This is a genomic window from Pseudomonas sp. ML2-2023-3 (genome assembly GCF_037055275.1).
Lineage (GTDB): Bacteria > Pseudomonadota > Gammaproteobacteria > Pseudomonadales > Pseudomonadaceae > Aquipseudomonas.
This window is the reverse complement of the sequence record NZ_CP146343.1, coordinates 2,198,810-2,218,785: the sequence shown is the minus strand read 5'-3', so window position 1 is coordinate 2,218,785 and position 19,976 is coordinate 2,198,810. Positions and strand designations below refer to the sequence as shown.

Sequence of the window (19,976 nt, the reverse complement as noted above, 5' to 3'; positions counted from 1 at the left end):
GCAAGGCTTTCACGTGCTGCTGGCAAAAGGCTAAGCTAGGAAATAATCAGTGCAGGCCAGACCTGCGCTCGTCGCGTTTTTATCAGTACGGAAGCCTCATGCGCAGTCGTCTCTTCAATTTTTTATCCTGCCTGCTTCTCACCAGCTGTGCCGTGCAAGCCGCCCATGGCGCAGACCTGACTCAACAACGCCAACTTTACGACCAGGCCAAGCGTGCCTTGGCCAAGGGTGACTCCGGCCCTTACTTTCAAAGTGCCGCGGCCCTGCGCAGCTACCCGCTGACGCCTTATCTTGCCTATGACGAACTGACCGCCCGCCTGAAGTCAGCCAACAACACGGAAATTGAGCAGTTTTTGGCCGAGCACGGCGACCTGCCTCAAGCCAACTGGATGAAACTGCGCTGGTTGCGCTGGCTCGCAGACCGTGGCGACTGGGCAACCTTCGCCAAGTACTACGACCCAAAACTCAACTTCACCGAACTGGACTGCCTCAACGGTCAATATGAGCTGCAGCACAACCGCAAGACCGAAGGCTATGCCAACGCCGAAAAACTGTGGCTGGTCGGTAAAGCGCAGCCAGCCGCATGCGATGCACTGTTCAGCCAATGGGCCGCCGATGGCCAGTTGACCGAGCAAAAACGCTGGCAGCGGGTCAAGCTTGCCGCCGAAGCGCGCAATTACGCCCTGGCCACCCAACTGGCCAACGGCCTCAATACGCTGGGGCCACAAGCCAGGCTGATGATCGACGTGGCGCAAAAGCCCGACATGCTGAGCCAGCCTTCACGCTTTGCTCCGGCCAGTGAGGCCATGTCTGACGCCGTAGGCCTGGGCCTGCGCCGCCTGGCCCGCCAGGACCCGGAAAAAGCCGCGTCATTGCTCGACACCTACGCAACCAATATGCATTTCTCGCGCGACGAGAAAGTCGCCATTGCACGGGAAATCGGTCTGACATTCGCCCGCCGCTACGACAGTCGCGGCCTGGACATCATGACCAAATATGACCCGGAACTGCGGGACAACACTGTTACCGAATGGCGCCTGCGCCTGCTGCTGCGCCTGGGCCGCTGGGAAGACGCCTACCAGCTGACCCGCAAACTGCCCCAGGACCTGGCAACCACCAGTCGCTGGCGCTACTGGCAGGCCCGCAGCCTTGAGCTGGCCGAACCTAAAAACCCGCAGGCGCAAGTGCTGTTCAAAAAAGTCGCCAACGAGCGTGATTTCTACGGATTCCTGGCCGCCGATCGGGCGCAGACGCCTTATCAGCTCAACAACAGACCGTTGATGCTCAGCCCGCAACTGGTCAAAAAAGTGCGCAACACGCCGGGTGTGCAACGGGCACTGGAGTTCCATGACCGCGGGCAGATCGTCGATGGCCGCCGCGAGTGGTACTACGTCAGCCGCCTGTTCAGCCGCGATGAAATGGTCGCCCAGGCCAGGCTTGCCTACGACCTGAAGTGGTATTTCCCGGCCATTCGAACCATCAGCCAGGCCCAGTACTGGGATGATCTGGATATTCGATTCCCGATGGCCCACCGCGACACCCTGGTGCGTGAAGCCAAGCTTCGCGGCCTGCATTCCAGCTGGGTGTTCGCCATTACCCGTCAGGAAAGTGCCTTTATGGATGACGCCCGCTCTGGCGTGGGCGCCAGCGGCCTGATGCAATTGATGCCAGCCACCGCCAAAGAGACAGCGAGAAAATTCAATATTCCACTGGCATCACCGCAGCAAGTGCTCAATCCGGACAAAAACATCCAGTTGGGTGCCGCTTACCTGAGCCAGGTGCATGGCCAGTTCAACGGCAACCGGGTGCTGGCTTCGGCGGCGTATAACGCAGGGCCCGGCCGAGTTCGTCAGTGGCTCAAGGGCGCCAATCATCTGGGCTTCGACGTCTGGATCGAAAGCATCCCTTTCGACGAAACCCGCCAGTATGTGCAGAACGTGCTGTCTTATTCGGTGATCTACGGGCAGAAGCTCAATGCGCCACAGCCGGTAGTGGACTGGCATGAGCGGTATTTTGATGATCAGTAATGCTGATCCGTGTAGCCGCTGAGGAGCGAAGCGAGGCTGCGTTGGCGTGGTGCGGCACTCCGACGCAGCCGTCGTAAATCAGGTACCGCCGTGGCCCAGATAGATTGGGGACTCAGGTTTCGCGACGGCTGCGCCGCCGATCGCAGCCTCGCTCCGCTCCTCAGCGACTACAAGCTGCGGCGTTATTCCAGCACCGTCACCGGCATCCCGACTTCCAGCACGCCACTGCCATCATTCACCAGGTTCTGACCGAACATGATGCCGTCTTCCTGCTTGCGATAAGTCATCAGGGTCGCCAACGGTTCACGCTGCTCATCACGCACACCGGTGTGCGGGTCGATGGTGGTCAGGATGCAGCGCGAGCAGGACTTGACCAGGCGAAACTCGACATCACCAATGCGAATGCGCTTCCAGCCGTCTTCGGCAAAGGCTTCGCTGCCTTCGATCACCAGATTGGGCCGAAAACGCAGCATATCCAGAGGGCGTCCCACCTTGTGTGAAATGTCATCCAGCGACGCCTGACCAATCAGCAAGAGCGGGTAGCCATCTGCAAACGCGACCTTGTCATCATCACGGCCATAGCCGGCCTCAGTGGTACGTGCACGCTCCAGTGGTACATGCACCAGGCGCACTGGTTTTTCGATAAAGCGGCTTAACCAATCGGCGGCGGCATCACCCGCATCCGGCACCCGCAAGGTGTCACGCCAGATGGTGACGCCACGCAGGCCGGTGTCGACATCCGGCACCGCCACGTCCAGTGCTTCAAAGCCCCGCGCGTTCAGGGTCAAGCCACCCGAAGCGTTCCAGAGTGCCGAAAGCTGGCTCATTTTGGGGTCGGCGCGCTGGGTAAGAAAACGCCCGCTGGCTTGATCCACCAGCATCCAGCGCCGATCACCGACCAGCCCCAGCTTGTCCAGCCGGGCCTGAGGCAGGCTTTCGCCCTTGCCGGACTTAAGTGGAAAACGATAAAGCGCGCTTAGACGCAGCATGGCTCATGCTCCCTGCAAGGTAAAAAAAGCCACAGTATACGAGCAGATCACCCATGAAAAGACACAAGGTTTCACGCAGGGACTTGATCCAGTATCAAGCGCTGGCGGACAACATCCACCAGTTTGTCCGGCTGAAATTTGGACAGGAAGTTGTCGCAACCCACCTTTTTCACCATCGACTCATTGAAGCTGCCTGACAGAGAGGTGTGCAGCACCACATACAAATCTCGCAAACGCGGGTCGTTTCGGATCTCGGTGGTCAGACGGTAACCGTCCATTTCCGGCATTTCGGCATCGGTGAAAATCATCAGCAACTTGTCAGTCATGACCTGGCCGGTGTCGGCCCAGCCCTTGAGCATGTTCAGGGCCTTGAGGCCATCGCTGGCGATGTGCATCTTGATCCCCAACTGCGAAAGCGTTTCGCGCAGCTGGGCCAAGGCGACACTGGAATCGTCGACCAGCAGCACTTCTCGTCCGCGTACCTGTTCGAAGATGGGATCGGCCAGCTTCTCCCGTGAGACTTTGGCGTTGTAAGGCACAATTTCGGCCAGGACCTTTTCCACGTCGATGATCTCGACCAGTTGTTCCTCGACCTTGCTGATGGCGGTCAGATAATGGCTGCGCCCGGCACTGGCGGGCGGCGGCAGAATGGCCTCCCAGTTCATGTTGACGATGCGATCAACCCCGCCCACCAAAAACGCCTGCACCGAGCGGTTGTACTCGGTCACGATAATGGTGCTGTCCGGGCCGGGCACCAGGGCACGCATGCCAATCGCCCGGGACAGGTCGATCACCGGAAGGGTCTTGCCGCGCAGGTTGACCACGCCACACACATGGGGATGGCGATGTGGCATGAGCGTCAGTTTGGGTAGCTGCAGGACTTCTTGCACCTTGAACACGTTGATCGCGAACAACTGCCGACCGGCCAGACGAAACATAAGAAGCTCCAGCCGGTTCGCACCCACCAACTGAGTGCGCTGGTCTACCGTATCGAGAATGCCGGCCATGAGTGACTCCTGAGCGTGGGGACTTGATGACTGACGTTATCGGCCGGACTCCCGGAAACTTGATATTGGATAGCCATCAACTAACCCGCAGTCACTCACTGCCCAGCAAAGGCGAGCCCTCGGGCAAGTGAACCTTCAATGCACCCTTGCGCACGGTAAAGCGCATGGCATCACCTTCCAGCGGCTCGCCATCGAGATTCATCGAGAGGCCTTCGGCAGCCTTGATTTCAACCCAGGGCAAACGCGCCCGGACAAACAGGTTATCCAGCCCCCAACCCTCAGCCATCAGGCTTTTCAGGGTGCCTACGATTTCCTGGGGGGCAGGCAAAATACTGATATCCAGCATGCCATCATCGGCCAGGGCATCAGGGCACAGCATTTGCCCGCCTCCCGCCTGGCGACCGTTGCCAATCCCAAGCGCCAGCAGCTCGCCTTTCCAGTGAAAGTCCGGCCCCTGCAACTCGGCGTAGGCGGCATGCAGCTCACTGAAGCGCGTCAGCCCGGTAAACAGATAGGCCGCGCCGCCCAGTACCTTTTTCAGATCCTCCGAGGTGTTGGCCGTCACCTGACTGCCAAAGCCCCCCGTGGCCATGTTCAAAAACAATTGACCACCCACTTCGCCCAGATCAACGGCCCGGGCTGGCACATTGAGCAAGGCCAGGGCTTCGCTCGGCTCAAGCGACACGCCCGCCGCCCGCGCAAAATCATTGGCCGTGCCTAAAGGCAACGGCACCAGACTGGCCTCGGTATCGGCCAGCGCCATGGCCTCACAAATATCACGCAATGTGCCATCGCCACCGCCCGCAATCAGATGGGTATAACCCGCATCCAGCGCCTCGTGCACCAAACGCTGGGCATCCCCGGCTTCCCATGTCAGGCGTACCGCCAATTCCCACCCGGCCGCACGCTGCTGCTCAACGGCCGCCCGCACCTCTTCATTGAGCGCTTGCTTGCCATGCAGAATCAAAAACGCCTTACCTGCACTCATGTTCCATCCCTCGACAAATTCGGTCCGATAGCTTGGACAACAGCCTTGCAAGAACGACTCATGTACCCGCGATTTAACCTCCACGGGTCGATCAAAGCCGCATAACCCGTCAGACTTCACCCTCTGACAGCAATCCAATGATTCTAGAGGCGTTTTGAATGAGCACACTCGTTCCCTGCATCATCGCCGGTGGCGCTGGCACCCGGCTGTGGCCGGTGTCACGAGAGGCCATGCCAAAGCCCTTCATGTGCTTGCCGGATGGCGAGAGCTTGCTGCAGAAGACCTTCAATCGCGCAATCGGACTGCGCGACGTGGACCGGTTGCTGACCGTCACCAACCGGGACGTGTTTTTCCGCACCCTCGACGATTATCGTCCACTGAACAACGCAGGCCTGGAGCTGGACTTTATCCTCGAGCCCTTTGGCCGCAACACCGCCCCGGCCATCGCTGCTGCCGCGCTGCACGTTGCCCGGCGTTACGGCGAAGACGCCCAACTGCTGGTGCTGCCCGCCGACCACCTGATTACCGATATTGCCGCCTTCAGCCAGGCGGTAGACCGCGCCCGGCAACTGGCCGACCAGGGCTGGCTGGTGACCTTCGGCATTTTGCCAACCCGGGCTGAAACCGGCTTTGGCTATATCGAAAAAGGCCAGAAGCTGGGCAGCGACGGCTACAAAGTCGAGCGGTTTGTTGAAAAGCCTGAAGCACAGGCGGCCCAGGACTACCTCGAGGGCGGGCTGCATCTATGGAACAGCGGCATGTTTTGCTTGCGCGTCGACAGTGTGCTGCGCGAATTCAAGACTCACGCCCCCCATGTTCTGGCTGCAGTGATCAACTGCCTCGAGCACAGCCAGGTGTTCCAGGGTAAACAGCAGCGCCATCTGGAACTGGATAGCCAGAGCTTTGCCCTGGTGCCCGATATATCCATCGACCACGCACTGATGGAGCACTCGCAAAAAGTCGCCGTAGTGCCCTGCCAGTTGGGCTGGAGCGATATCGGCTCATGGGAGGCGGTACGTGAATTGAGCCGGGCAGATGCCAATGGCAACCAGTGCAATGGCGAAAACGTGCTGCACGATGTACACAACTGCTACATCGATTCGCCCAAGCGCCTGGTGGGCGGGGTCGGTCTCAATGACCTGATCATTATCGACACGCCGGATGCCCTGCTCGTCGCCGATGCCAGGCGCAGCCAGGACGTCAGGCATATCGCCCAGGCGCTCAAGCTTCAGGGCCACGATGCTTATCGTCTGCACCGCACAGTGACCCGCCCATGGGGCACTTACACCGTGCTGGAGGAAGGGCCGGGGTTCAAGATCAAGCGCATCGTGGTCAAGCCTCAGGCCGCACTGTCATTGCAAGTCCATCAACAACGCAGCGAACACTGGATCGTGGTCAGCGGCACGGCGCAGGTGACTAATGGCGACCTTGATTTCGTCCTCGGCATCAACGAGTCCACCCTGATCAACCCCGGCAGCCCTCATCGACTGAGCAACGCAGGAGAACATGATCTGGTGATGATCGAAGTGCAAAGCGGCGCGTATGTGGGCGAAGACGATATCGTGCGCCTGACTGATATTTATGGGCGAGCGCCCCTCGCTGAATGACTCGATTGTGTAGCCGCTGGCGCAGGCTGCGATAAGGATCGAAGGGCCTTCGTCAGCGGCTACAGCACGCCAGGCTTACCCCAGCACTTCACTCAACGGGATAAACCCCACCCAGTCGCCTTCAACCAGGGTACGTTCCTCAAGGACTTCCACCAGGCCCTCGGCCCATGCTGCGCTGCGCAAAACCCCCGAACTCTGGTTTTTGTAGATCACCGCACGCCCCTGCTCCAACCGTGCGCGCAAGTATTCGCGGCGATTGCCCGGCTTGGGCCAGACGAACCCGGCAGGCACCTGGAATTTCAGTGGTTCGACGGCTTGCACGCCCTGAAGGCGCAACAGGTACGGCCGTGCCAGCAGCGCGAACGTCACCAGAGTCGACGCAGGATTGCCCGGCAAGCCGATCACCGGCACACCGCGAAAATGTCCGCAGGTCAGGGGTTTGCCCGGTTTGATTGCCAGCTTCCACAAGGCCAGCTCGCCCTCTTCGCGAAGCGCAATACCTAAAAAGTCCGCCTCGCCCACCGACACTCCGCCCGTGGAAAGAATCAGGTCGACCGCCCCCAACTCACCCAGGCGCTGACGGGTTGCAGGCAAGTCATCAGGCAAAATACCCCCATCGACCACTTCGCAGCCCAGTCGCGTGAGCCAGCTGCACAGCAACACGCGGTTGCTGTTGTAGATTTGCCCCGGCCCCAACGGCTGGCCCGGTTCGATCAACTCATCGCCCGTGGACAACACCGCGACTTTGACCCGACGAATCACGTCCAGTGCTGCGCATCCCAAGGACGCTGCCAGGCCCTGCTCAATCGGCCCCAAGCGCGTGCCTGCAGGCAGGACGACCTCACCAACGGTGGTTTCCTGCCCCTGAGGACGAATGTTCTGACCTGTACGCAAGGCATGGGTAAAAACCACTCGACCGTCGGCCTGGACCTGGGCGTTTTCCTGCATCTCGACGCAGTCCGCACCCGCTGGCATCGGTGCGCCGGTAAAGATCCGTGCACAGGTCCCAGGAGCCAGTGGTTCGGGGGCCGCACCGGCAAAAATACGCTGGCTGACCGTTAGCGGCTCGCCCGACCAATCCGCCACATTCAGGGCATACCCGTCCATGGCGCTGTTGGGCCACGGCGGCAGGTCAAGGCTTGAGATCAGGTCATGGGCCAGCACCCGGCCTTCGCTCGCAGCCAGAAGAACCGACTCGGTGTCGCGGATCGGCGCAGCTTCTGCCAGCGCCAGCAGGCGCGCCAACGCCACTTCGACAGGCATCAGCTCGCCCGTACGACCCGGCTTACCCACGGGTGTCACAGGCCGGCGCCTGCTTCAAATGGGCGACGAAGTTGCACGGGCGATGACGGGAATCCAGTTGCTCGGCCAAAATCCCGTCCCAACCGGTGCGTACCGCATTGGTCGAACCCGGCAGGCAGCACACCAGCGTGCCGTTGGCCAGACCGGCCAAGGCCCTGGATTGCACGGTCGAAGTGCCGATATCGGCCACCGAGATTTGACGGAACAACTCGCCAAAGCCATCAACCTGTTTATCCAGCAAGCAGCTCACGGCTTCTGGCGTGCTGTCGCGGGCGGTAAACCCGGTGCCGCCGGTAATCAGCACCACTTGCACCTCATCTTCGGCAATCCAGGTGGCGACCTGGGCGCGAATTTTATACAGGTCATCCTTGAGCAATACCCGCGCCGCCAGGGTGTGCCCGGCATCGCTCAGGCGATCGACAAAGACTTGGCCAGAGGTATCGGTTTCGAGGGTTCGGGTGTCACTAACCGTCAGAACAGCGATGTTCAAAGGTACGAAAGGCGCATCAACCTTGGCTTTCATAGACGAGGTCCAGTTGTAGGATAAACAGCCCGGTGTTATATCACAGCCCTTCTTTTCGCTGGTTGTGCGGAGTACCGGATGAGCCTGTTTCAATGCTCCATTTTGCTGCTGGCGGGGGGGCGCGGCCAGCGCATGGGCGGCCAGGACAAAGGGCTGGTGACGTGGCGGGGCCAGCCGCTGATCGAGTTCGCGCAGCGCCTCGCAAGACCGCTGAGCGATGACCTGATCATTTCGTGCAATCGCAACCACGAGCTATACGCACCCTACGCCGATCAACTGGTCAGTGATGGCAATGATGACTTTGACGGACCTCTGGCAGGGATACGCGCGGGACTGGCCGCGGCCCGGAACACGCACATGCTGGTGCTGCCCTGTGACGTACCAAACATTGACAGCGATTTGCTCGTTGCCCTGCTTGACGCAGCCCGCCAGCACCCTGAGCAACCGGTGATGGTGCGCCACGGCGAACAGTGGGAGCCGCTGCTGTGTGTAATCCCGACTGCACTGGCGCCTGCCTTCGAAGCCGCCTGGCAGGCGGGTGGGCGCAGTCCGCGAAAAATAATGCTTCAGCTCAATGCACAGGCCTGGCAATGCGCCGAAAATGATCCCCGACTGATCAATTTCAACACCCCGGATTTACTGGAATAAACCGCGCAGGCGTCTGCCAGACACTAGTAATGGAACTTGCAGACGATGTATACGTCTCAGGGACAGTAATCCATAACAGCACATTCACTTGTTGGAGATACACCATGACTCACCGGACTCTCGCCGCCCTGATGCTTGCTGCTGGCCTGGCTGCCCTTGCTGGCTGCTCTTCGCCTTCAGTGATCACACTTAACGACGGCCGTGAAATCCAGACAGTCGATGCGCCAAAGTACGATGATGCCTCGGGTTTCTATCAGTTCGAGCAATTGGACGGCAAAAAAACCCGCATCAACAAAGACCAGATTCGCACCGTTAAAGAGCTGTAATCCGGCTTTGGGGGAGCGAGCAGGCTCGCTCCCCACCTTTCGTGAACCGCATTCCCCTTGTGCGGATTCTGTTATTACCAGTCCAGCGTGATCCGGCTCTCGAAAAAACGCGCCTCACCCGTCAGCGGGTCTGCAAAGCGCAAGCTCTGGGCCAACAGTTTTAGCGGATTGGCATAGTCATCGACGGCGTCCTTGATCACGTCAGGGTAAAACGGATCATTGCAGATCCCTGCCCCCAGGGCCGCCATGTGCACCCGCAACTGATGCTTCTTTCCTGTCACGGGATACAGCGCGTAGCGCCACAAATCACCCTTTTTCTCACAGATATCGACCAAGGTTTCAGTGTTGCTGACGCCCTGCCCTTCTTGCATGCGGAAAAAGGGTTCGCCTTCCACCAAGCGGCTTTTGTGCACGCGCGGTAGCTCCAGATCAGGCAAGGCCCGAGCAATTGCCTCGTAACGCTTTTCGATTTTACGCGTGGGAAACAACGACTGATACGCCGAGCGAGTCTCAGGGTTAGCCGAAAACAGCACCAGGCCTGCCGTGTGCCGGTCTATCCGGTGCAGGGGGACCAGATGAGGGTTATCCAGGGTTCGAATCAAGCGTCGCAACAGCGTTTGCTCAACATATTCGCCCGCAGGGGTCACCGGTAGAAAGTGCGGTTTATCCGCGACAACCAGATGCTCATCGGCATACAGGATGGTTTCCTGCACGGGGATCGGCGTTTCGTTAGGCACTTCGCGAAAGTAGTGAATGCGCAGCCCTTCCTTGTAGGCCAACTGCGCACTGATCGGCGCTCCATTGGCATCCAGTACCCGGCCACGGGCAATCCGGTCAAGCCACTGATCGCGGCTGATGGCTCGAAAGTGCTCACACAGGCAGTCGAGCACCGTGAGCCAACTACCCGGCGGCAGGTACAAAGTGCTGGCTTGATGCTCGGCGGCGTTGAAAGGCTGGGGCGACATAGAAACACTCAGGCGATAAATGCAGCTGGCGATTATCGCGCAAAGATCCGGTGAACCCCATCAGGATTTATCCGAGAAAGCTCACCACCTGCTCGGTATCAAACGGCCAGCCCAGCTCTTGGCCAGTATCGACCCGGCGCAATACGGGGATCAGAAGACCGTAGGTTTCAAACAACGCATCGCTGTCGGCGATATCGACCAGCTCGACCATCAGCCCATGTTCAACCAAAGGCATTAGAATCGCTTCGGCCAGCTCACACAGATGACAGCCCAGGGTGCCGAACAATTGACATTCGGGAGGCATAAATAACGACCTGAGGAATAAAGTGCTCATCTTAAGAGCCTTGCCCGAAGACGTCGACCTGCAGCCGGCACCACCAGTCACTTGGCTGGCCTGGCAATACAATCGCTCTGTTGCAATCCTTGCGACTACGCTTGACCCACATCAGCGCCATCCCTTCTCAATTACCGGATGCTCGCGGCTTTTTTACTCGATCTGACAGGGAAGACTTTCGTGTTTGCCAATTTGCTCATCATCCTTGCCTCGTCACTGGTAGTCATTGCACTGTTCCGGCGCCTGAAACTGCCACCGGTGCTGGGTTATTTGTGTGTTGGCCTGTTCGTCGGCCCCACCGCACTGGACTGGATCAATGACAGCCCGGATCTGCCAGACCTGGCAGAGCTTGGGGTGGTATTCCTGCTGTTCTCCCTGGGGCTGGAGTTCTCACTGCCCAAGATGCTCAAGCTACGCCGGGTAGTGTTTGGTCTTGGCAGCCTGCAAGTGCTGTGCTCAGCCGTTGCCCTGGGCGGCCTGCTGTATGCGTTTGGCATGAGTCTCAACAGTGCATTTTTACTGGGCGCCGGGCTCGCCTTGTCGTCCACGGCGATCGTGAGCAAAGAGCTCACCAGCCTGGGAGAAATCTTCAGTCGTCACGGCCAGAACGCCATCGGCGTACTGCTTTTTCAGGACGTGGTCGCGGTGCTGCTGCTGACCCTGGTGCCGGTATTCGCTGGCAGCAGCGATCAGGCCTGGTACTGGGCCTTGCCGATAACCTTGGGCAAGACAGTGATTCTGTTTTTCGGGCTTGTGTTTGCCAGCCGCTTTCTGCTGCCGCGCCTGTTCCACGAAGTAGCCGCATCACGCTCAGCCGAGCTGTTTGTATTGTTGGCGCTGGTGATCGTGCTGCTCACCGCCTGGCTCACTCACCTGCTCGGCCTGTCACCCGCCCTGGGTGCCTTTCTTGCCGGCATGTTGCTGGGCGAAAGCCACTACCGGCATCAGATTGAAGCCGATATCCGGCCCTTCCGCGACATCTTGCTGGGCCTGTTTTTCGTCAGTATCGGCATGCTGATTGACCTGCAACTGTTCGTTCACGATGGCTTCCTGATTCTGGGCCTGACACTGGCCCTGATGCTGATCAAGGGCTGCGTGGTTGCACTGCTGGTCAAGCTGCGCGGCAGTGACGGTGAGACGGCCTGGCGCAGTGGCCTGGCACTGGCCCAGGGCGGCGAGTTCTGCTTCGCACTCATGGCCCAAATGCAGCTCAACTCGCTCATTCCCCCAGAGATCGCAGGCTACCTGCTGGCAGCCACTTTCTGTTCAATGCTGCTGACGCCTCTGCTGTTAAGGGCTGCACCGAAAATTGCTGCCAGCTTGCACCGCCAGTCCTATGAGGAGGCCGAACTGGAAGAAATAGCCGCTCAAAGTGCCGAACTGCACGGGCACGTGGTGATGTGTGGCTATGGCCGCGTAGGCCAGTCCATCGGGCGGTTCTTGCGCCGTGAAAACAAGGACTTTGTCGCACTGGACTACGACCCTGACCGCATTCAGGAGGCTACAAAAGCGGACAACAGCGTGCACTACGGCGACGCCCGTCGCGGGGATTTACTCCGTGCCGTCGGCGTGGATCGGGCGCGACTGCTGGTGATTGCCGTCGACAACACCGAGGTCGCCATGTGCGTGCTCAAGGAGGCCCGGCTGATCACACTCGAAGTCCCCATCCTGGTCAGAACCCGCGACGACAGCCAACTGGCTGACCTCAAGGCTGCCGGTGCGACTGAAGTGGTTCCCGAATTGCTGGAGTCCAGCCTTATGCTCGCCTCCCACGCACTGATCATGCTTGGGCTGCCTGAAAAAACCGTGCAACGCCGAGTGGATCAAGTGCGTCATGATCGGTATCACTTGCTTGAAGGCTGTTTTGAAAATACAGACTCCCGTGATGCATCCACCCCCCACGAAAACGATTGATTTAAGCTAAGGTTGGTCCCTGTTCAACACAAACATCTCTTGCCTGCGCCTTGCCAACGCTCATGCGAAGGCGCAGAAGCGAGTGAACCTTCGCCGAAGACCTACACTCGAACGATCAACAAGCCACTAACGGAGTTAATCATGGCCCGCAAAACAGCAAAGAATGCTCAAGAAATACTGATGGCCGATTTCCAGGCTCTGGTGCTTGACGCCGAACGGCTGCTGGAGCACACCGCTTCCCTGGCCGGGGATCAAGCTGAAGAGCTGCGCGCCCAGATCAAGGACAGCCTGTACAAAGCCCGTGAAACACTGGAAGAAACCAAGGAATCGTTGAAAGACCGTGGCGAAGCCGCCGTGATCGCCACTGAAGATTACGTTCAGAGCAACCCTTGGCAGTCCGTTGGTATCGCGGCAGGCGTAGGCTTTTTGATTGGTCTGCTGGCAACGCGGCGCTGATATGACAGACGAATCAGGTACCCCCCGTTCCTCACCGCGGCGCCTGGGTGCCGCGTTTCTGGGTCTGTTGCACAGTCATGTCGAGCTGCTGGGCATTGAGCTGCAAGAGCAGAAGGCGCGCACGGTCAGCCTGTTGTTGTTTGCCGGCCTGGCACTCGTATTCGGGCTTCTGCTGTTGATCGGGCTGTCGGCGCTGGTCATGATTTTGCTATGGGACAGTTACCGCATCCCGGGCATCATCGGGCTTTGTCTGTTTTATACGCTGGCCGCTGTTTTTTGCGGGCTGCGCCTCAAAGCCGCGGTGTTCGATGAATCATCTCCTTTCAACGCCACGCTTGAAGAGCTGGCCAAAGACCGCGAGCGTTTGCTGCCATGAGCCTGCCTGAACTGCCAAAAAACGCCTCACGCCAGGAATTGCGTAAAACACTGATTCGCTTGCGCATGGAAATGCATCGCCAGGAGATTCGTCATGAATCCCAACAGTTGCTGCAGCCCTTGCAAAAAATGCGCGGGATGACCAGCAACTGGCAGGAAACCCTTGGAATCAAGCACGCTCCCCTGTGGGGAGTCGGGATTGTGACCTTGCTCGGTTTTCTGACAGGCAGAGGCGCCAAAAGTAAAAACGCCGAAGGTGCTTCCCGCTGGATAGGCCTGACCACAGGTTTAATACCGCTGATCAAGATGGTTATCCAGGCATCGCGCAAGCCTTGAGCGGCGCAGCCACCCTCCTTCATTCTGCAGGACGGGGCTTGCCCCTCTTGCAGCATCCGGCCTGAAGCGAGAAGCTGCGCCATTAGTCATTAACGGAGCACTGCGCCTTGGATTGGCAAACCCTGCTTAATCGCGAACGCTTGGGAAAACCTCATCACAGCCCCGAAGAGCTCGGGCGCAGCCCTTTCCACAAAGATCACGACCGGATTATCTTTTCTGGGGCATTTCGTCGCCTGGGACGCAAGACTCAAGTCCACCCGGTCAACAGTAACGATCATATCCATACCCGCCTCACCCACTCACTCGAAGTCAGCTGTGTCGGTCGTTCACTGGGCATGCGGGTGGGTGAAACAATCCGTAGCGCCTTGCCTGATTGGTGCGATCCGGCCGACCTGGGCATGGTGGTGCAATCGGCCTGCCTGGCCCATGACATTGGCAACCCGCCCTTCGGTCACTCCGGAGAGGATGCCATTCGCAACTGGTTTGAACAGGCAGCCAAACGTGGCTGGCTGGACGACATGAGTGACGTTGAGCGCAATGATTTCTTGAGTTTCGAAGGCAACGCCCAGGGTTTTCGCGTGCTGACGCAGCTGGAATATCACCAGTTTGATGGCGGTACGCGCCTGACCCACGCAACGCTGGGCACCTTCCTCAAGTACCCCTGGACTGCGCGCCACGCTGACTCGCTGGGTTACAAGAAGCACAAGTTCGGGTGCTACCAGAGCGAGCTGCACCTGCTCGAAGGAATCGCCCAAAAACTGGGCCTGCCCCAGATAGAAGACCAGCGTTGGGCGCGCCATCCGTTGGTCTACCTGATGGAGGCAGCCGATGACATTTGCTACGCGCTGATCGACCTTGAAGATGGACTGGAGATGGACCTGCTGCAGTACGCTGAAGTCGAGTCCCTGCTGTTGGATCTGGTGGGTGATGACTTGCCTGAAACCTACCGCCTGCTGGGCCCCGGTGATTCCCGGCGACGCAAGCTGGCCATACTGCGTGGCAAGGCAATCGAGCATCTGACCAACGCTGCCGCCCAGGCCTTTGTCGAGCAGCAGGATGCGCTGCTGGCAGGCACTCTGCCGGGGGACCTGGTCGAGCACATGCACGGCCCGGCCAAGCGCTGTGTACTGGATGCCAAGGACATGGCGCGCAAGAAAATCTTTCAGGACAAACGCAAGACCCTGCATGAAATCGGCGCCTATACCTCTCTGGAAATCCTGCTCAATGCCTTTTGTGGCGCTGCACTGGAGCAGCATGGAGGACGAGTCCCATCATTCAAAAATCGTCGCATTCTCGACTTGTTGGGCAATAACGCACCCGATCCGCACTGGCCACTCCATCGCTCTTTCATACGCATCATCGATTTTATCGCCGGTATGACCGATAGCTATGCCACCGAAATGGCACGGGCAATGACGGGCCAATCCAGCCCGGGCTGATACTTGTTGCCCGCCCTTTTACAAAGGGAGGGCATTCATCCTTCCGGACTGATCGTTTCTGCCGCCTGCAGGCGCCCATAAACTTTCAGCCCAATCAAAAAAACAACAACCCGAATATAAGAAACACACATAAAACGTTATGTAGACACAAAGAAGCTATACGTAGGATTATTCCCATGAAAGTGCAAACTTCTTAACCAACACTTTAAACTCACGACTCCAAATACGACTAAAACGCTCCACCACTTCAAACAAAGCGTGAGTCCACGCCTGATTTATCGTAGGAAAATTCCCATACTACGCTTGTAGGCATATCGATTCGTGCTCACGCTCTTATATCTGAGCTAAGGTGCGCGCTTTCTATGAGTTAGTTTATGGGAGCGTTAATATGAACACCGTTTTTATTGTCGACGACCATCCGGTTATCCGGCTGGCCATTCGGATGTTGTTAGAACATGAAGGTTATGAAATAGTCGGAGAAACCGACAATGGCGTAGATGCAATGCAAATGATCCGGGAGTGCGTACCAGACCTGATAATTCTCGATATCAGCATTCCCAAACTCGATGGCCTGGAAGTGTTATCACGGTTCAACACAATGAATTCAACACTTAAGACACTGGTCCTTACAGCTCAGTCCCCCAAGCTTTTTGCCATGCGCTGCATGCAATCCGGTGCTGCGGGCTACGTGTGCAAGCAAGAGGAACTGAGTGAACTTGTCAGTGCAATAAAAGCTGTATTTTCCGGCTACAATTACTTCCCAAGCCAAGCATTGACTCCTGAAAAAAATGAAACTGACAACTTCTCCGAAATTGAGCTTTTCAAACAAGTTAACGATCGGGAGCTCATGGTTCTAAAACTGTTTGCACAAGGTAAAACAAACAAGGAAATCGCCACCGGCATGTTCCTCAGCAACAAAACGGTGAGCACTTACAAAAAAAGGCTCATGCAAAAATTAAAAGCCAATTCTCTCGTAGACCTTATCGAACTGGCCAAACGTAACGCCCTGGTGTGAGAAATAGGATGCCCACGCGGTTAAACAAGTATTTATCACTGTTCGCAGGGTTGATCCTGTGTACATCAGTGTTCGCCGAGCCACCCCGCACTGAAACCTTTTCATTGCTCAGCCGCTCGGGCTCCTATCAGATGGACGTCCCGCTGAATAAAGCACAGCGCTATTGGCTACAGAACAACCCCGAACTTCTGGTGGGTACCTCCACCGCAGACTACCCGCCCTTCGACATAACCGACAGCGGTCAGGACTACGAAGGTTTCACCGCCGATTACGTTGGCATTCTGGCCAAAGCCCTCAACGTTTCGATAAAAGTTCAGCGTTTTGCTTCCAGAGACGCTGCCATCAAGGCACTTGAAGAGGGACGGATCGACCTGCTCGGCACTTCAAATGGCTTCGAAGCCGCCAACCAGAACCTGTTGCTTTCCACTCCATACGCCATCGATCAGTCCGTACTGGTCACCCGGGAGGGAGAAACTCGCTCGCTCTCCCAAGGACTGGCAGGCTTGCGCCTGAGCATGGTCTACCACTACTTGCCACTCAATGAGGTCAAGGCGCTTTACCCCAAGGCAATCATTCAGTCTTACCCTTCCTATCAAAACGCCATAAACGCTGTGGCTTTCGATCAGGCCGATGTGTTTCTGGGGGATACGGTATCGACCCACTACATGATCAACAAGGGGTATCTGAAGAACATCAAAATGGCCAATTTTGGCAAGCACGAGGCCCACGGTTTCAGTTTTGCCGTACGCCGTGACAACCTGGAGCTGCTCGACATCATCAATGCCACACTCAAGGCCGTGCCCAACAGTGAACAAGAAAGCATTGCCAAACGCTGGAGCGCAGGCAGTGACATTTTACTCTCCGATCAAAAGCTGCAACTGACAAAGCTGGAAGAACGCTGGCTGGCTCAGCACCCGGTGGTCAAGGTAGTCGTCAACGAGACCCTGGTGCCACTGACTTTCTTTAACGCCAACGGGAATTTCAGAGGCATTACTGCCGATCTGCTGGAGATGATTCGCTTGCGCACAGGGCTGCGCTTCGAGATACAGCGCGCACAGAGCTTCAGATCCATGATCCGGATGATCAATCAACACGAAGTCGACATCATCGCCGCAATCAGCCCGTCGGTATCCCGGGAGGACACCCTCAACTTCAGTCGTCCCTACCTCGTAAACTCATTTGTCCTGCTCACAGCAAAAGGCTATGAACAACCCGCAAGCCTTGAGCAGCTGTCGGGTAAAAAACTGGCCTTGACCCAAGGCAACCCACTGACAGAATACCTGCGCAGTGAATACCCACAGATAAACCTGATTGAAACCGAGGATATCCATGGCGCCACAGAACTTCTGGCCGAAGGCCAAGTGCAAGGTGCGGTCAGCACTCTGGTGATTGCCAATTATTTGCTGGGTCCCGAGCTGTTTCAGGACCGTTTGCAAATCAGCGCCACCATCGGCACCCAACCCGCCACTTTTTCCCTTGCTACGGCACGAGATGCCACCGAGCTGGGCTCAATCCTCAACAAGGCACTGTTGAGCATTGCTCCAGATGAGCTGGGCATTATCAACAGCCGCTGGCGTGGGTACATTCCGGCATCGGACAGTTACTGGCGCAATTATCACCGCCTGATCTACCAGATCATCATTGGCACAAGCCTTTTACTGCTGCTGTCACTGGTCTGGAATGCCTATATGCGGCGTCAGATCCGCCAACGAAAAATGGCTGAACGTGCACTCAGTGATCAGTTCGAGTTCATGCGGGCGCTGGTCGATGGCACGCCTCACCCAATTTATGTGCGTGATCGAGAAGGCATTCTTAAAACCTGTAACAACAGCTACCTGGAAGCTTTTTCAGCCAAGCGAGAAGAAATCATAGGCAAGACGGTAATGCAAACCTGCAGCCTCTTGAACAACACGTATGAAGCCCATGATTATCAGGCCGACTACTTGCGGGTCATGAGTGAAGGCACACCGCTTATCGTTGATCGGCCACTGAATATTGGCGACAAAACGTTCACCATCTACCACTGGATCCTTCCTTATCGGGATTCGCTGGGTGAGGTTCAGGGCATTATCGGAGGCTGGATTGATATCAGTGAACGTCGCCAGCTCCTGGATGAACTTCGCGCTGCCAAAGAGCTGGCCGATGACGCCAACCGGGCCAAAAGCACCTTCCTGGCAACCATGAGCCACGAGATTCGCACACCCATGAACGCTGTGATCGGTTTGCTTGAACTTACCTTGAAGCGTGCCGACCAGGGACATCTGGACCGTCCCTCCATTGAGGTTGCCTACAATTCGGCCAAGGACCTGCTGGAACTGATCGGCGATATTCTCGATATTGCCCGAATCGAATCCGGACGGCTGAATCTGTCCCCTGAACGCGTCAACCTGCGCAGTCTTGCCAATTCAGTGATCAGGGTCTTTGATGGCCTGGCCCGGCAAAAAAGCCTGACCCTTTCCCTGATATTCAATCCCGAAGACAACGCCCCCGATGTACTGATCGACCCACTTCGATTCAAGCAAATCCTGACCAACCTGATCAGCAATGCAATCAAGTTCACCCAACATGGCCAGGTAACCCTCGAACTCAACTTGCTACCCACCCACACTGCTGATCAGGTTGAACTCAAGTTGAGTGTCAAAGACACAGGCATCGGCATCAGCAAGGGCGATCAGGCGCGCCTGTTTGAACCCTTCGCACAAGTGGAAAACAGCGGGCAGCTCGCCCTCAACGGCGCAGGTCTCGGTCTGGTGATTTGCCGCAGCCTGTGCGAAATGATGGGCGGCAGTCTAGAACTGTGCAGCCAACCCCAGGTAGGAACCCTGGTTCAAATAACACTCAAGGTTCCAGCCCTGGCCCCCTCCCCGATGGTTGCGACGCAAGAGCCAGCAATCAATCCGGCGGCTCGCCAACTTAACATTCTGGTGGTCGATGACCATCCCGCCAATCGGTTGTTGATGTGCCAGCAACTGGGGTTTTTAGGGCATCGTTTTGCCACAGAACACGATGGTGCATCTGGACTGGAAACCTGGAAAAAGGGTGCATTCGATCTGGTCATTACTGACTGCAACATGCCTGTCATGAACGGTTATGACCTGACTCGAGCCATACGCCAGCATGAGCGGACGCTACAACAACCACCCTGTACGGTGCTGGGGTTTACTGCAAATGCCCAACCTGAAGAGCGCCAGCGCTGCGAGCAGGCCGGGATGGACGACTGCCTGTTCAAACCCATCAGCCTGACCCTGCTGAGCCAACGAATAACTACCCTTGAGCCCCTCTACCCTTGCTCGCAGGTGTTCAACGTTGAATGCCTCTATTCACTTTCCGGACATAACACCGCACAGACCCAACGCTTGCTGGAAGAACTGATACGCAGTAACCGGCAGGATCTCAAAGCGTTGCTTGAGATTCCTGACAACGGGGAGTTGCAAACATTTGGCGACATTGCTCACCGGATAAAAGGCGCGGCCCGCATTGTGGGAGCCAATACCCTGATCACGCAGTGTGAAGCGCTGGAACAGGCAAACCGGGCAAACCTCACCCAAGCTCGCAATCGGGTACAAGGCGCCATGCAGGAACTCGAACAGGCGTTGACCCGGCAACTTGAAAAGCTGGCTAACAACACCTGAACCGCCGGCTGAACCGGACCAAGGAATGAGCAATTTGGCCCGGTTTTACTATGCTTACATGCACCAGCAAGCTTTTGTCTGCGGAGAAAACGC

The 19,976-nt window shown here is 57.3% G+C and carries 18 protein-coding genes; 11 read left to right on the top strand and 7 right to left on the bottom strand.

Going from position 1 to position 19,976, the window contains the following annotated elements; genetic code table 11:
* Positions 1–98: 98 nt before the first annotated feature.
* Positions 99–2,027, top strand: a complete 1,929-nt coding sequence (locus tag V6P94_RS10340; RefSeq protein WP_133077842.1) for a transglycosylase SLT domain-containing protein — start codon at positions 99–101, stop codon at positions 2,025–2,027.
* Between the two features lie 182 nt (positions 2,028–2,209).
* Here the strand turns inward: V6P94_RS10340 and V6P94_RS10335 are convergent, their stop codons facing one another.
* From V6P94_RS10335 to yegS, 3 genes are all read right to left on the bottom strand, one after another.
* On the bottom strand, positions 2,210–3,016 hold the full coding sequence (locus tag V6P94_RS10335) for an MOSC domain-containing protein (RefSeq protein WP_133077843.1): 807 nt from the start codon (positions 3,014–3,016) through the stop codon (positions 2,210–2,212).
* 71 nt (positions 3,017–3,087) lie between these two features.
* Positions 3,088–4,023, bottom strand: a complete 936-nt coding sequence (locus tag V6P94_RS10330) for a chemotaxis protein CheW (RefSeq protein WP_133077844.1) — start codon at positions 4,021–4,023, stop codon at positions 3,088–3,090.
* A 91-nt stretch (positions 4,024–4,114) separates the two neighbouring features.
* Positions 4,115–5,011, bottom strand: coding sequence for a lipid kinase YegS (gene yegS / locus V6P94_RS10325; RefSeq protein ID WP_133077845.1), 897 nt, complete (start codon positions 5,009–5,011; stop codon positions 4,115–4,117).
* Positions 5,012–5,169: 158 nt separating this feature from the next.
* Between yegS and V6P94_RS10320 the strand changes: the two genes are divergently transcribed.
* Positions 5,170–6,618 carry a mannose-1-phosphate guanylyltransferase/mannose-6-phosphate isomerase gene (locus V6P94_RS10320; RefSeq protein WP_326398293.1) on the top strand — a complete coding sequence of 483 codons (1,449 nt, stop codon included), beginning with the start codon at positions 5,170–5,172 and terminating at the stop codon, positions 6,616–6,618.
* A 75-nt stretch (positions 6,619–6,693) separates the two neighbouring features.
* Here the strand turns inward: V6P94_RS10320 and glp are convergent, their stop codons facing one another.
* Together glp and moaB are read right to left on the bottom strand one after the other, a co-directional pair.
* The gene (gene glp, locus V6P94_RS10315; protein ID WP_133077847.1) at positions 6,694–7,920 is read right to left on the bottom strand and encodes a gephyrin-like molybdotransferase Glp; all 1,227 of its coding nucleotides are present in this window, start codon (positions 7,918–7,920) and stop codon (positions 6,694–6,696) included.
* Positions 7,904–8,443: a molybdenum cofactor biosynthesis protein B gene (gene moaB / locus V6P94_RS10310; RefSeq protein WP_133077848.1), complete on the bottom strand. Its 540-nt coding sequence runs from the start codon at positions 8,441–8,443 to the stop codon at positions 7,904–7,906. The genes glp and moaB overlap by 17 nt, the downstream gene beginning before the upstream one ends.
* Before the next feature lie 78 nt (positions 8,444–8,521).
* Here moaB and mobA point away from each other — a divergent pair, with 78 nt between their 5' ends.
* Entirely contained in the window at positions 8,522–9,091 is a 570-nt protein-coding gene (mobA, locus tag V6P94_RS10305) for a molybdenum cofactor guanylyltransferase MobA (protein WP_133077849.1), read from the top strand.
* 104 nt (positions 9,092–9,195) lie between these two features.
* Complete coding sequence (locus tag V6P94_RS10300; RefSeq protein WP_133077850.1) at positions 9,196–9,417, top strand: YgdI/YgdR family lipoprotein; 222 nt, start codon at positions 9,196–9,198, stop codon at positions 9,415–9,417.
* 74 nt (positions 9,418–9,491) lie between these two features.
* Here V6P94_RS10300 and V6P94_RS10295 read toward each other — a convergent pair whose 3' ends face one another.
* Both V6P94_RS10295 and V6P94_RS10290 read right to left on the bottom strand, forming a co-directional pair.
* Entirely contained in the window at positions 9,492–10,382 is an 891-nt protein-coding gene (locus V6P94_RS10295; protein ID WP_133077851.1) for a pseudouridine synthase, read from the bottom strand.
* A 67-nt stretch (positions 10,383–10,449) separates the two neighbouring features.
* A complete protein-coding gene (locus V6P94_RS10290) occupies positions 10,450–10,686 on the bottom strand; it encodes a glutaredoxin family protein (RefSeq protein ID WP_046809656.1) in 237 nt (78 codons plus the stop codon).
* Positions 10,687–10,896: 210 nt separating this feature from the next.
* On the opposite strand from V6P94_RS10290, the gene V6P94_RS10285 reads away from it, so the two are divergent.
* The 7 genes from V6P94_RS10285 (at position 10,897) to V6P94_RS10255 (ending at position 19,883) form a co-directional block, all read left to right on the top strand.
* Positions 10,897–12,630 (top strand): monovalent cation:proton antiporter-2 (CPA2) family protein, encoded by a 1,734-nt coding sequence (locus V6P94_RS10285; protein ID WP_133077852.1) that lies wholly within the window; start codon positions 10,897–10,899, stop codon positions 12,628–12,630.
* Between the two features lie 141 nt (positions 12,631–12,771).
* A complete protein-coding gene (locus V6P94_RS10280; RefSeq protein ID WP_133077853.1) occupies positions 12,772–13,086 on the top strand; it encodes a YqjD family protein in 315 nt (104 codons plus the stop codon).
* A 1-nt stretch (position 13,087) separates the two neighbouring features.
* Positions 13,088–13,462 carry a phage holin family protein gene (locus V6P94_RS10275; RefSeq protein ID WP_133077854.1) on the top strand — a complete coding sequence of 125 codons (375 nt, stop codon included), beginning with the start codon at positions 13,088–13,090 and terminating at the stop codon, positions 13,460–13,462.
* Positions 13,459–13,797 (top strand): hypothetical protein, encoded by a 339-nt coding sequence (locus V6P94_RS10270; protein ID WP_133077855.1) that lies wholly within the window; start codon positions 13,459–13,461, stop codon positions 13,795–13,797. The genes V6P94_RS10275 and V6P94_RS10270 overlap by 4 nt, the downstream gene beginning before the upstream one ends.
* A 107-nt stretch (positions 13,798–13,904) precedes the next feature.
* Entirely contained in the window at positions 13,905–15,236 is a 1,332-nt protein-coding gene (locus tag V6P94_RS10265; protein ID WP_133077856.1) for a deoxyguanosinetriphosphate triphosphohydrolase, read from the top strand.
* A 388-nt stretch (positions 15,237–15,624) separates the two neighbouring features.
* On the top strand, positions 15,625–16,251 hold the full coding sequence (locus V6P94_RS10260; protein ID WP_219262499.1) for a response regulator transcription factor: 627 nt from the start codon (positions 15,625–15,627) through the stop codon (positions 16,249–16,251).
* Between the two features lie 8 nt (positions 16,252–16,259).
* Positions 16,260–19,883 carry a transporter substrate-binding domain-containing protein gene (locus tag V6P94_RS10255; RefSeq protein WP_338649304.1) on the top strand — a complete coding sequence of 1,208 codons (3,624 nt, stop codon included), beginning with the start codon at positions 16,260–16,262 and terminating at the stop codon, positions 19,881–19,883.
* Positions 19,884–19,976: the final 93 nt, after the last annotated feature.